This is a genomic window from Nonomuraea guangzhouensis, from assembly GCF_019396345.1.
GTDB classification, from domain to species: Bacteria; Actinomycetota; Actinomycetes; order Streptosporangiales; family Streptosporangiaceae; genus Nonomuraea; species Nonomuraea guangzhouensis.
The window spans coordinates 199558-212159 of sequence record NZ_JAHKRM010000002.1 but is presented as its reverse complement, the minus strand read 5'-3'; the positions used below and the strand labels follow the sequence as shown (position 1 = coordinate 212159).

Here is a 12602-nt window from a genome sequence, read left to right as displayed (position 1 = left end):
GTGAAAGGTGTACTGACAGGGCACCCCTCCCAGGTGGAAGGCCGCATAACCTGAGGAGAGTGGACAACCGCAGCGAGATCCGTGAGTTCCTGACCTCTCGCCGGGCCAAGATCAGCCCGCATCAGGCCGGGCTACCCTCCTACGGAACCCGCCGGGTCCCCGGCCTGCGCCGCACCGAGGTCGCCCAGCTGGCCGGCGTGAGCGTGGAGTACTACTCCCGCCTGGAACGCGGCGACCTGTCGGGGGTCTCCGACCAGGTCCTGGACGCTCTGGCCCGCGCGCTGCGGCTGAACGACGCCGAACGTACTCACCTGGAGGACCTGGCCCGCGCCGCCGGCCCCGGCCCGCGCCGCCGACGCCGCCCCACCCCCGACCAGGTCCGGCCCTCGGTGCAGCGGCTGCTGGACTCCATGACCGGCGCACCGGCGTTCGTCATGAACGGCCGTGGCGACGTCCTGGCCGCCAACGCCCTCGGTCGCGCCTTGTACGCGCCCATGTTCGACGCCGCCCGCGGCGCCACTCCCAACCACGCCCGCTTCATCTTCCTCGACGCCCGCTCGCACCTGTTCTGGGGCGACTGGGAACGTGCCGCCGACGACACCGTCGCCCTTCTGCACGGCCAAGCCGGCCGCGACCCGTACGACAAGGACCTCACCGACCTGGTCGGCGAGCTGTCCACCCAGAGCGAGGACTTCCGTACCCGCTGGGCCCGCCACGACGTCCGCCAGCACCACCTCGGAGCCAAGCCCTTCCACCACCCCGTCGTCGGCGACCTCCACCTCACCTACGAATCCATGGACCTGCCCGCCGACGGCCTCACCCTCGTGGCCTACGGGACCGAGCCCGCGAGCGACTCCGAGGACAAACTCCGGCTCCTGGCCAGCTGGGCCGCCACCCTCGACACGGCCGGCCCTCAACAGGAACAAACCCCGCCCAGCCGGCGCGGCTGACCGTACGTACCGGCTCGATCAACCTGCACAAGGAACTGGCCGGCACCGGTGTCCAGGCCGCCCACGTCGGCATCGACGTGTCGATCGGCGTCTCCGTCATCCCCGGCCTGCCCACAGCCCAGCCCGAGCAGATCAGCCCCGTCTACTGGGAGCTGCACACCACCCACCGCGACGAAGCCGAGCGCGTCTTCACCCTCTGACACCGCGTCACCGACGGCTCAAGATGGCGTGGGAGGTCACCGCGAGGCCGGCGGACACGATCGTGACGAGCCCGAGGGGGACGGCGTTGTCGGCGCCCCCCAGGCCGACCAGGGGTGCGGACAGGCCGCCGAACGCGAAGCGGGCGACGCCCAGCACAGAGGAGGCGGTGCCGGCGATGTCGGGGTAGCCGGCCAGGGCGAGCGAGGTCGCGGGCGGGGCGGTGACGGCGACGCCGCTGACCATCGTGAACAGCGACAGGACGACGGCGATCAGGGGCAGGTGCAGTACGGCGGTGGCCAGCAGTCCGGCCGCGCCGAGCGTGCACATGGCCAGCCCCATCACCAGGGTTCGCCGCTCCGACCAGCGTTCGGCCAGCCGGCCGCCGAGATAGCCGAACACCATGAAGCCGAGGGAGTTCAGGCCGAACGCGAAGGAGTACTCCTGCGGGGAGAGCCGGTAGATGCCCTGCAGGACGTAGGTGGCGCCGCCGAGGTAGGCGAAGATCGCGGCGTTGGTGAAGCCGCTGACCAGCACCGCGCCCAGGAACACCCGGTCGGCGAGCAGGCGCCGGAAGTCGCCGGCCATGTGCGTCAGCCCGCCGACGACGCGCTGCTCGGACGGCAGCGTCTCGCGTACGACGAAGATCGAGGCGAGCAGGATGACGACGCCGACCGCGGCGAGGAACAGGAACAGTCCACGCCAGTCGGTGACGGAGGCGAGCTGCCCGCCGATGACCGGGCCGACGATGGCCGCCAGCCCGGCCAGCACGGTCAGCCGGCCGTAGTACCGCACCAGCCTGCGACCGGAGTAGAGGTCGCGGCCGGCGGCCTGGGCGATCACGATCCCGACGGCGCCGGCGAGACCCTGGACGAACCGGGCGGCGATGAGCGTCTCGACGGTGGGACTCATCGCGCACAACGCCGAGGTGAGCACGTACGCGGCGACGCCGGCCAGCAGGGGACGGCGCCGGCCGAACCGGTCGGACAGGGGCCCGGCGACGAGCTGTCCGAGGGCCAGCCCGAGCAGGCAGGCGGTGATGGTGAGCTGCGCCGTCGAGGTGGCCGCTGCCAGCTCGGCGGTGAGCGCGGGCAGGACAGGCAGGTAGAGGTCCATGGAGATCGGACCGAAGATGGTGAGCAGGCCCAGCACGACCGCGAGGGCGCGGCCGACGGCCTGTTCGCGGGTGCCGGCCGCGTGGTGGTCCGTCTGGAGTGTCGGCGGGTCGGCGTTCGTGGGCGTGCTGGTCACGCTGTTCCTCTGCGGATCTGTCCGGGGGCGGTCATGAAGGGAGCTCTTTCCTGGTAGGTGTGGGTCAGGAGTCGGTCGCGGCGGCCGACTCGATCCGGACCGTGACTCCATTGCCCGCGTCGGCGAGCCGGTCCAGGCCGGCCTCGATGAAGCCGAGGCGGACCAGGCCCGGGCCGGGCACCGCCTGGCCGAGGTCGTCGTAGTAGATGGCGATCACTCCGCTCGGGGGCCAGACGTAGATGCCGCCCGGGGTGGGATCATGGACCGGCGTGCCGCCCTCGGCCGTGAGCAGGTGGGGCAGCCGCCCCGACTTCGCCTGCCCCCACGCGTCCTTCAACCGCACGTTCACCGGCAGCATCGCGGCGAACTGCCGCGCCGGCGGCGTGTCGGTCAACGTCGCGGCGACGGCATGGTCACCGAATCGCAGCACCACCGGCATCCCCGATGCGGCCCTCGCCGTGCCCGGCCATGAGCCCGGGACATGCGGGTCCGCGCGGACCGAGCACCCGGCCGAAGCGGCGACCACCGAGGCGGCCAGCAGGGCGACGGCCAGGCGGCGGGTCCAAGCGGCTGCGGTCATGACATCCAGCAAATCGGGCGCCACCCGCGGGGAGGAAGTCACCCATGATGGGTGTACTCCCAGTACATCCCACCTGCTGGAGGGCTCGTCGTAGGGTCGTGTCATGGACAACCGGCTCCAGGTGCGCGAATTCCTCACCTCGCGGCGTGCCAAGATCACTCCCGAGCAGGCAGGCCTGCCCGTCGCCGGTCAGCGCCGCGTCCCAGGACTGCGGCGCAGCGAGGTCGCCGCCCTGGCCGGGATGAGCGTGGAGTACTACGCCAAGCTCGAACGTGGTGCCCTCGCCGGAGCCTCGTCCGGTGTTCTCGACGCGATCGCCCGTGCCCTGCGACTGGATGACGCCGAACGCGCCCATCTGCTCCGCCTCGCGCACGAGGCCGACGGCAGCAACGCGATCCTGCGGCCGCGCCGCCCCAAGCAGCCGATGGCGCGGCCCAGCCTGCGGTGGATGCTCGACGCCATCACCACCGCCCCGGCGATCATCGGCAACAACCGGATGGACCTGCTCGCCGCCAACCACCTGGGGCGGGCCATGTACTGCGACGTCTTCGGGGATCCGACCGGGGCGCCGAACTTCGCCCGGTTCACCTTCCTCGACGCCTCAGCCCGCCGTTTCTACCCCGACTGGGACCTGGCCGCCGACATGTGCGTGGCTAACCTGCGTACCTCGGCCGGCAAGGACCCGCATGACAAGGGCCTGCACGACCTGGTCGGGGAGCTGTCCACCCGCAGCGACGACTTCCGGCGCCGGTGGGGAGCCCACAACGTCCGTATTCACGGCACCGGCATCAAGCACTTCCGCCATCACGTCGTCGGCGACCTCACCCTCGCCTACGAAAGCATGGACCTGCGCGCCGAGCCCGACCTCACCATGACGCTGTACGCCGCCGAACCCGGCTCCCCGTCCGAAGACGCGCTCCGCCTGCTCGCCTCCTGGGCCGTCACGCACGAGCACACCGAGCACCCCTGACACAGAGCCGATACGTGAGACGCCCATCGGCCCCAGAGGGCGCGATGGGCGGTGACGGGTGGTGGTCGGTCGAAGGTGACCGCCTTGGGGGCGGTCACCTCCGGGTCAGCTGCTTACCGCGACCGGTTCGGCGTCGGTGCTGGCCGCCTGTGGCTTGACGGCGCTGCGCAGCGGGACCTGGCGGATGAACAGCGCGACCACGATGCCGACGGCGGCCACCGCCGCGCCCCAGGTGAACAGTGCGGTGACGCCGTTGGTGACGGCCTGCTCGAACAGCTTCTGCACCGATTCGGGCAGGCTGCGGAGCAACTGCGGGGTCATCCTGGTGGCGGAGGCCGCGACGGCGGGGGTGCCGGTGAGGGTGTCGGCCAGGTGGGTGGTGTAGACGGCGCCGAGCAGCGAGACGCCGAGCGAGCTGCCCATGTTGCGGAGGAAGGTCGACACGCCGGTGCCCGCGCCCATGTCGCGCAGATCGAGGCTGTTCTGCGCGATGAGGGTGCTGGTCTGCATCATCGCGCCCATGCCGGCGCCGAGGAGCACCATGTAGATGCCGGACACGAAGGTGGAGGTGCCGACGTCCATGGTGGCGAAGAGCGCCAGGCCGACGGTGACCAGGACGGAGCCGATGATCGGCAGCGACTTGTAGTGCCCGGTCTTGCTGATCAGCTGACCGGCGCTCAGGCTGACGACCATCGCGGCGATCATCATCGGCATCAGCAGCAGGCCGCTGTTGGTGGCGGAGGAGCCCTGGACGAACTGCTGGAACTGCGGCAGGAAGCCCATGGCGCCGAACATCGCGAACCCCGAGATGAAGGAGACCGCCCCGGACAGCGAGAAGTTGGCGCTCTTGAAGACCCGCAGCGGCATGATCGGCTCGGCCACGCGCCGCTCGACCATGATGAAGGCGACGAACCCGACCACCGCCACCGCGATCAGCCCGAGGATCTGCGCCGAACCCCACTCGTACTGGGTGCCGCCCCAGCTGGTGACGAGCACCAGCGCGGTGATCCAGATCGTCAGCAGACCGGTGCCCCACCAGTCGATCACGGCCTTGCCGGTGCCCTTGGGCAGCTTGGCCAGGGTGATCCAGCACAGGATCAGGGTGACCGCGCCGAGCGGCAGGTTGACGTAGAAGGCCCAGCGCCAGCTGAGGTTGTCGGTGATGAAGCCGCCGATGAGCGGGCCGCCGATCATGGCGACCGGCATGACGGCCATCATCACGCCCTGGTACTTGCTGCGGTCGCGCGGCGGGATCATCTCACCGATGATCGACAGCACGCCGACCATCAGCCCGCCCGCGCCCAGGCCCTGGATGGCGCGGAAGGCGACCAGTTGCGCCATGTCCTGGGACACACCGCACAGCGCCGAGCCGATCAGGAAGATCGCCACGGCGGCGGTGAAGATGATGCGACGGCCGTACAGGTCGCCGAGCTTGCCCCAGATCGGCGTGGCCACGGTGGAGGCCAGGACGTAGCCGGTGGTCACCCAGGCCAGGTGATTGAGGCCGCCCAGCTCGCCTACGATCGTGGGCAGGGCCGGGGCGACGATCATGTTGTCCAGCATCGCCAGCAGCATGGCGACGACCAGGCCGCTCATCGTCACCAGGATCTGGCGGTGGCTGAACCCCAGTCCGACCTGCTCCTCCGCCCTCGGGGGGTTATCTGCGCTGTCCTTGGCCATTACGGGCACTCCTGCCGATCCATACGAACTTACCTGTCGGTCGGCAAGCGTACTTGCTAGCCGACCGGTAAGCAACTTGGTGTAGGCTCTGAAGAGATTGAGCAGAGGAAACGCGATGACGAAGACCGATCAGGTGCCAGGCACGCGGCGTAAGGGCAGCCAGACGCGGGCCGACATCCAGGAGGCCGCGCTGTCCTTGTTCACCGAGCGCGGCTATGACGCCACCTCGATGCGCGAAATCGCCGAACAGCTGGGGATCACCAAGGCCGCGCTCTACTACCACTTCGACAGCAAAGAGGCCGTCATCCGCAGCCTCTTCACCGACCACCTGCGCGCGCTCGACGAGCTTCTCGACTGGGCCGCCGAACAGCCGCACTCCCCGCAACTCGCCTCCGAGCTCCTGGGCCGGTGGCTCACCCAGAGCGGGCAGCGGGGGTTGAAGACGATGCGGTTCGTGGCCGCCAACCACACCGCGCTGAAGTCGGCCGTGCCGCCGGGCAAGGGCGGGGCGATGGAGCGGATCGACCAGGCCACCCGGATCATCCTGGGTCCCGACGCTCCGCTGCAGGATCAGCTGCGCGTCCGGATGGCCCTGCTCAGCATGCACAGCACCGTGCTGGCCGCCCAGGGCACCAAGGCCGGCAACGCCGACATCCTCACCGCCGCGATACGAGCCGCGACGCTCCTGGTCAGCGACCTGGTCCCGGTTCCGGAAACCCCCATCGTCGATTGAAGCGAGGCGACCGGGGGTGACCTGGGCGTGAGATCGGGGGTCGCGGCCGCTCGTGGGATGACCAGACGCGAGGTCAGGGGGTCGTGACCGCTCGTAGGGTGGCCGGGCCGAGGAGGGGGTTCAGTTCGTCCGCCTGGGACTGGCCGGCCGGGGTGATCACGTCCATCGCCTTGGGGACGCCGCCCGGGTCGAAGGCGCACAGGGCGCCGGTCCCGCCGGGGGCGCACACGCCGAACTGGTACGGCTGGGGAGCGGCGGCGAAGCCCCTGGCCTGGTCGGAGCTGAACCCGTCCTGGCCGGTGAGCACCACCGCGAAGCGCCAGCCGGGCCCCGGCGTGCCGAAGACCGCCTTGGGCACGGCGATCGTGATCGTCCGCGTGGTGCCGGAGCCACGGACGGCCGCGCCGGTCAAGGCGGTGCCGGCGGCCGTCACCCAGACCGGGGCGCCGAAGCCCTGCGCCTCGATCCGCTGCGACCACGCGTCCTGCCCGGCGATGCGGTAGTTGCGCTGCGGGAACGCCGGATCGGTCGAGCGCGTGGCCACGGCGGGATCCTGTACGTACACGTCGAGGAGCTGGGCGCCGATCTGGTTGCCGAAGGTGGGGGTGAGGTCGCGGAGCTCGGCCCGCAGGTAGACGGTGCTCGCGTCCATGATGACCTGGAACCTGCGCAGGTCGAAGGCGCCCGCGTGGAAGTCGGCGGCCGTCGGATAGGCGTAGGTCCCCGGCCCGTTGTCGTCGCCGTCGGGGTCGGTGACGTCGAGCACGGTCGTGGCCCCGGTGATGTCGCCGACGACCGAGCGCCGGGCGTACCCGGTGCGGCCGTCGGAGGTGGTGGCGGTCACGGTGAGCGCGACCTCGCCGAACGAGACCGGCGCCCGGGCGGTGAAGCCGCCGTCGGCCCCGGCCCGCACCGAGACGACCTCGGTGGCGGTGCCGATGTCGATGGGCGTGGCCGCGACGTCGACACGCGCGCCGGGCGCGGTCGTCCCCTCGACCGTGACCGACGTCCCGGCGACAGTGCTGCCCTCTGCGGGGGCGGTGACGGTGAGTGGGGCCGCTGCGGGCATCCCGTGGGCGGCGTAGCGGCGGCGTACCAGCTCGGGCTGTTCGGCCGGGTGGCCGGTGGCGAGGGAGAGGATCAGCCGGACCTCCTGGGCCTGCGCCCAGGTCAGCGGGGACGCCGAGCCGGCGGGCCCGCCGTAGCGGAAGCCGATCGAGGCGGTGGCCGGGTCGGTGCCGTACGGCGCGGCGGCCAGGTCCGGGTTCTCCCACGCCTGCTCGGGGACCAGGCCGGTGCCCGAGGACATGGCCCGCATCGCCGCCAGCAGGGCGGCCGCCGTACGGGTGTCGCCGGTCTGCAACGCCTGCTCGGCGCGTTCGCCGGACAGGACCGGCCACAGGTGGCCCGAGCCGGTGTTCGCGGTGGGCCAGGGGCGGCCCGACGGCAGGCAGGAGGTGGGGTCGGGTTCGTAGCAGTCGCCGTAGCCGTCCTCGGTCCCCTCGGTGTCGGAGCCGTAGCGGTACCAGCCCTGGCCGTTCGGCGTCGTCCGCCGGATCACCCGGTCCACCACGGGCAGGCTGGCCAGGACGTCGGGGTCGGTGGCGGGCAGGATGCCCAGCCGGGTCAGCTCCAGGAACCCCGCGTCCACCACCCGGCGCTGGTCCTCCGTCGGGCCGCCGTTGCCGAGGTTGTAGGGGGATGCGGCGTCCGGGTCGCCGGTGCGTGACAGGCGCAGGAAGTAGCGGGGGGCGTACGGGCCGGTGGTGGTGACCGTCCAGCTCTTGATCGAGCGGGCGAAGTGGTCGGCGGTGGCGCGGTAGAGCCGGGCCCGGCTCTGGTCGTCCTTCCCGGCGGCGATCTCCCCGGCCGCGACCAGGCCGGCGATCTCGGCCGCGATCGTGGACGGCGAGTAGCCCTGCTGCTCCTCCCAGCGTTCGACGCCGAACGCGGGCCCGTGCGCCACCAGGAAGTCCGCGGCCTGGCGCACGTGTTCCCACAGCTCGGCGCCGACTCCGGACTGGTGGGCCATGAGGATCGGATAGGCGGTCTCGTCGAGCTGGTCGCCGCCCGAGTCGGGGGCGAGCCGGCCGTTCAGCAGGGAGTTGCGCGGCAGGCGGCCGTCGGGCAGTTGCTGGCGTTCCAGCAGGAAGCGGGCCGTGGCGCGGGCGGTCGCCAGGTCGCCGTCGGTGAGGAAGCCGGTGAACGCCTCGTACAGGTCCCGGGCGAACACCTCGCGGTAGGACCCGAAGTAGACCGTCTTGCCGCCGACCTTCTCGCCCGCGCCGACCGCCTGGCCCCACGGGCTGGCGAGCGAGGCGACGACGGCCCCGGGGAAGGTCTTGTCCTCGCTGGCCTTCAGTACGTTGGCCGAGAGCCGGTAGGCGTCGGCCAGCGCGGCGGGCGGCTTGCGCAGTCCGGCGTCGTAGGCGGCCCAGCCCGCCTCGTAGCGGGTCCTGGTGGTCTCGAACGGCCGGGCGGCGGCCTCGCCCGCGGTGCGCGACGCGGCGCCCGCCGTACGCCCGAAGCCGAGCGCGAAGGTCACTTCGCCCGAGCCGTCGAGGGGCAGCCGGGCGGTGGCCACCACGTTGCCGTCCGGGGCGCTCGCGTTGGGGGTCAGTGTGTGGTCGGTGTCCAGTTGCGCGGCGCCGTCGCCGGGTGTGCCCGCGTAGCCGACATTGGCCTGCGGCAGCCGCCGCTCCGCGCGCAGCGCCAGATGGGTGGGCACGGCGTAGTCGCGGGCGGGCGCGGAGGTCTCGGTGTTCGCGTCGGAGATGATCGGGGCGCCGGTCGGCCCGTCCACCACGCCGCTGTCGGCGCCGCCGTTCGGCGCGCCGCCGCCTCCGTTGCCGTTGACGCTCGCGTCCAGCCGTACGTACAGCCGCAGCCCGGGCGGCTGGAGCCGGGTCCTGACCACCACGGCGTCGCTGCCCGGATCGGTGAGGTACGTCGTGGTCAGGCGGTAGCGGCCGCTCTTGCTGGAGGAGGTGATCGTGCAGGTCATGCCGGAGCGGTCGGTAGTCACCTTGTAGGTGGTGTCCCGGGACTGCAGCTCGGTGAACGTCCGGCCGTCGGTGACGGCGAACTGCATCGTCTCCACGTTGGTGTTGTCGATGGTCGGCTCATAGACGTCGGACAGGACGCCGCCCGCGACCGTGTACCAGACCTTGGATGCCCGGCCCGCGGCCGTCCCGACGCAGTCCTTGCGCGCGAGCCCGAAATGGGACGGCGCGCCGGGCCCGGCGGGGCCCGGCTCCCTGGCCTGCGCGGGCATCCCAGGGAGCCCGGCCAGCGCGGCGGAGACGGCCAGAGCGAGCGCGAACCGTCGAACCGTGGCCATGCCGTGCCCCCTCGGGTCCGCCCATTTCCTCGCAGAGTTGCAGAGAAGACCAGGCCCGGTTCGCTGTCAACCCCGACCCACGGTGAGGCGGCGAAGGCCATACTCGATCGGGCCGTAACGGTGACCGCGGAGCCACCACCGGCTCAGCCCGAGCAGGATCGCGTAGATCACCGCGGCCACGCCCATGACGGCCAGAGGCGACAGCTCGCCCGCCAGGGCCAGCCCGTAGCCGGTGAAGACCAGGCAGCAGAGCGCCGACTGCCCGAGGTAGTTGGACGCCGCCATCCGCCCGGCCGGGGCCAGTGCGCGGCCGGCCGCGGGGAAGCGCTTGATGACCTGGAGCAGGGTGACCAAGTAGGCGGCGGTCAGCAGCACGGAGGTCACGTTGTTCAGGGCCAGCGCGGCCAGCTCCAGCGCGTCTTCCCCGGAGGTGGTCGCCCAGGTGAAGAACGCCGCGGCTGGCAGGCCGACGCCGAAGCCCACCCACTGGACGCGCGGCACGAAGCGGGCCCAGCGCTCCGGCTCCTCGAACAGCCGTGACTTACCCGCCGCCAGCCCGAACAGGAACAGCGCCAGCGCCATCGGCCCCTGCCCGATCCACACCATCCCGGCTATCGCCGGATACGTCCGCGCCTGGAAGGTCAGGAAGTCCAGCGGTCCTCCGGTGACCAGCGCCTCCGCCTGTGCCGCCGCGGCCGGATCCGTCGCCGCCGCCGCGCCGCCCGCCGGGCCGAGCAGGGTCAGCCCGGCCAGCAGCAGCCAGATCACCGACATGACGCCGATGATGGCGCAGCCGGTGATCACCGCCTTCCTGGGCGAGATGTTACGCATGGCCAGCAGGATCAGCCCGAGCGTGGCGTACAGCGTGAGGATGTCGCCGATCCACAGCAGGAACCCGTGCAGGACCCCGATCACGAACAGGCCGAGGCAGCGCCGCAGCATCCTGGCCTTGACGTTCACCCCGTCGCGCGTCTGGAGCGTGAAGGAGTAGCCGAACAGGAAGGAGAACAGGATGTAGAACTTCGTCAGCACCAGCGTGCTGACGAGGTACGCGACCGGCCCCTCCGTGATGGGCATCGTGCCGGTCCCGACCGCGTAGCCGGGATCGGCGAAGAACCCGATGTTCGCCACCAGGATGCCCGCCAGCGCGAACCCCCGTACGGCGTCGATCTCGTGCACGCGCCGTGTGCTCGGCGCCTCAGCCAGTGTCATGATCCTGACGCTAGGGACGCCGAACTCCCCGGCACATCGACCCTTGGCAGCCCCTGAGCCGACCAAAGTATTTCGAAATCCAGACGTACGGCGACATCGAATAGGAGGTGACCTTTCTGGGGAGGAATTGATGCGCGCTGTAGAGCCCTTGCGCTCGGGTGACCCACGCCGGCTCGGCGTCTATCAGGTGATCGGCCGGATCGGCAGGGGCGGGCAGGGGGAGGTGTATCTCGCCGAAGGGCCGGCCGGGGAACGCGTCGCCGCCAAAGTGCTGAACGCCGGCTCGTGGAACGACGAGCGCGCGCAGCGCATGTTCATGCGTGAGGTGGCGCTGGCCAAACAGGTGGCCCGATTCTGTACGGCCCAGGTGGTGGACGCCGGAATGCTGGGCGGCCAGCCGTACTTGATCAGCGAGTTCATCGACGGCCCCTCCTTGGCCGAAAGAGTGGCGAAGGACGGACCCGTCAGCGGGAGCACGCTGGAACGCCTCGCGATCGGGATGGCCACCGCGCTGACCGCCATCCATCAGGCCGGCATCGTGCACCGCGACCTCAAGCCGGGCAACGTGCTGATCGGCCCCGACGGGCCGCGCGTCATCGACTTCGGCATCGCCCGTGAGGCGGACACCACGGCCACGGCGACCAGCCAGATCATGGGCACCCCCGCGTACATCTCGCCGGAGCAGCTCGCGGGCTCGCCCGCGGGCGCCCCGTCGGACGTCTTCGCGTGGGGGGTGACGATCGCGTTCGCGGCCCTGGGCAAGGCGCCGTTCGGGCAGGACTCGATCCCTGCGGTGATCAACCGCGTGCTGAACGAGACCCCCGACCTGTCCCCGATCCAGTCGCCGCTGCGCGATCTGGTGGACAGATGCCTGGCCAAGGACCCGGCGTCGCGGCCCACGGCACAGGAACTCCTGCTGATGCTGCTCGGCGGCCGGTCGGTCGATCTCCAGGCCGCCGCCGACCTTGCCCCGCCCGCCGCCCGGCCCACCGAGCCGTCCACCGCCCTGTCCACCGAGCCGTCCGGCGGTGCCCGGCCCAGGCGCCGCCTGGCACTCACCGTGGCGGCGGCCCTGCTGGTCGGCGCCGCCGCGGGCGCGGCGGCCGTCCGGCCGTGGGCCCCGAAGACGGTGAGCGCGGACACCCGGACCAGCACGGTCGTCTCCCCCCGCCCCTCGGCGAGCGCATCCCCGACCACGACCGGCCCAGCCACCACGACCAGCACGGCGGTGACCAACCCGGCCACCACCAGCACGGCGGCGACCAACCTGACGGCGACCAGCCCGACCGCCGGTCCGACGGTGCCGGTCGTGACCGGGCTGCGGGAGAAGGACGCGACGGCCAAGCTCCAGCAGGCCGGTCTGACGATCGGAAAGCTCACCCCGGACTGCTCCACCGGCGGCACCCCCGGCCGCGTCCTGCGCACAGCCGTCCAGCCCGGCACGAGCACGGTCGACCTGGTGATGAGCGCGGCCCGCACCCGCGTGCCCGACGCCCGCGGCTGGCCGCTCGACCAGGGCAAGGCGGCCGTGGAGAAGGCGGGCTTCACGGTGAAGGTCGGCTACCGGAAGGGCCGCGACTGGATCGGCAAGGTGGCGGCCCTGAACCCGCCCGCCGGAGCGTCCGCGTGCACCGGCACAGAGGTGGAGATGTCGATCGGCGTCAAATGACCGGCATCACCCGGGCCCT

General features: G+C 71.6%; 10 protein-coding genes. 5 read left to right on the top strand and 5 right to left on the bottom strand.

Annotated features, from left to right (window positions below; genetic code table 11):
* Window positions 1–59 precede the first annotated feature (59 nt).
* A complete protein-coding gene (locus KME78_RS03940; RefSeq protein ID WP_219527357.1) occupies window positions 60–950 on the top strand; it encodes a helix-turn-helix transcriptional regulator in 891 nt (296 codons plus the stop codon).
* Between the two features lie 77 nt (window positions 951–1027).
* Window positions 1028–1150 carry a hypothetical protein gene (locus KME78_RS65905; protein ID WP_281428599.1) on the top strand — a complete coding sequence of 41 codons (123 nt, stop codon included), beginning with the start codon at window positions 1028–1030 and terminating at the stop codon, window positions 1148–1150.
* Window positions 1151–1157: 7 nt separating this feature from the next.
* Here the strand turns inward: KME78_RS65905 and KME78_RS03935 are convergent, their stop codons facing one another.
* Window positions 1158–2399: a multidrug effflux MFS transporter gene (locus KME78_RS03935; RefSeq protein WP_308126800.1), complete on the bottom strand. Its 1242-nt coding sequence runs from the start codon at window positions 2397–2399 to the stop codon at window positions 1158–1160.
* A 64-nt stretch (window positions 2400–2463) separates the two neighbouring features.
* Entirely contained in the window at window positions 2464–2979 is a 516-nt protein-coding gene (locus KME78_RS03930) for a cyclophilin-like fold protein (RefSeq protein ID WP_219527355.1), read from the bottom strand.
* Window positions 2980–3082: 103 nt separating this feature from the next.
* Between KME78_RS03930 and KME78_RS03925 the strand changes: the two genes are divergently transcribed.
* A complete protein-coding gene (locus KME78_RS03925) occupies window positions 3083–3949 on the top strand; it encodes a helix-turn-helix transcriptional regulator (protein ID WP_219527354.1) in 867 nt (288 codons plus the stop codon).
* A gap of 105 nt (window positions 3950–4054) precedes the next feature.
* On the opposite strand, the gene KME78_RS03920 is transcribed toward KME78_RS03925, so the two are convergent.
* Entirely contained in the window at window positions 4055–5629 is a 1575-nt protein-coding gene (locus KME78_RS03920) for an MDR family MFS transporter (protein WP_219527353.1), read from the bottom strand.
* Between the two features lie 115 nt (window positions 5630–5744).
* Here KME78_RS03920 and KME78_RS03915 point away from each other — a divergent pair, with 115 nt between their 5' ends.
* The gene (locus tag KME78_RS03915) at window positions 5745–6362 is read left to right on the top strand and encodes a TetR/AcrR family transcriptional regulator (protein ID WP_219527352.1); all 618 of its coding nucleotides are present in this window, start codon (window positions 5745–5747) and stop codon (window positions 6360–6362) included.
* Window positions 6363–6435: 73 nt separating this feature from the next.
* Here KME78_RS03915 and KME78_RS03910 read toward each other — a convergent pair whose 3' ends face one another.
* Entirely contained in the window at window positions 6436–9702 is a 3267-nt protein-coding gene (locus KME78_RS03910) for a glucodextranase DOMON-like domain-containing protein (protein ID WP_219527351.1), read from the bottom strand.
* A gap of 66 nt (window positions 9703–9768) precedes the next feature.
* Window positions 9769–10914 carry a DUF418 domain-containing protein gene (locus KME78_RS03905; RefSeq protein WP_219527350.1) on the bottom strand — a complete coding sequence of 382 codons (1146 nt, stop codon included), beginning with the start codon at window positions 10912–10914 and terminating at the stop codon, window positions 9769–9771.
* A 130-nt stretch (window positions 10915–11044) separates the two neighbouring features.
* On the opposite strand from KME78_RS03905, the gene KME78_RS03900 reads away from it, so the two are divergent.
* The gene (locus tag KME78_RS03900; protein ID WP_219527349.1) at window positions 11045–12583 is read left to right on the top strand and encodes a protein kinase domain-containing protein; all 1539 of its coding nucleotides are present in this window, start codon (window positions 11045–11047) and stop codon (window positions 12581–12583) included.
* Window positions 12584–12602: the final 19 nt, after the last annotated feature.

Excerpts from the sequence above, each read along its gene's own strand:
- KME78_RS03930 (WP_219527355.1), bottom strand. The coding sequence starts at position 2,979 with ATGACCGCAGCCGCTTGGACCCGCCGCCTGGCCGTCGCCCTGCTGGCC.
- KME78_RS03925 (WP_219527354.1), top strand. The coding sequence starts at position 3,083 with ATGGACAACCGGCTCCAGGTGCGCGAATTCCTCACCTCGCGGCGTGCC.
- KME78_RS03920 (WP_219527353.1), bottom strand. The coding sequence starts at position 5,629 with ATGGCCAAGGACAGCGCAGATAACCCCCCGAGGGCGGAGGAGCAGGTC.
- KME78_RS03915 (WP_219527352.1), top strand. The coding sequence starts at position 5,745 with ATGACGAAGACCGATCAGGTGCCAGGCACGCGGCGTAAGGGCAGCCAG.
- KME78_RS03910 (WP_219527351.1), bottom strand. The coding sequence starts at position 9,702 with ATGGCCACGGTTCGACGGTTCGCGCTCGCTCTGGCCGTCTCCGCCGCG.
- KME78_RS03905 (WP_219527350.1), bottom strand. The coding sequence starts at position 10,914 with ATGACACTGGCTGAGGCGCCGAGCACACGGCGCGTGCACGAGATCGAC.
- KME78_RS03900 (WP_219527349.1), top strand. The coding sequence starts at position 11,045 with ATGCGCGCTGTAGAGCCCTTGCGCTCGGGTGACCCACGCCGGCTCGGC.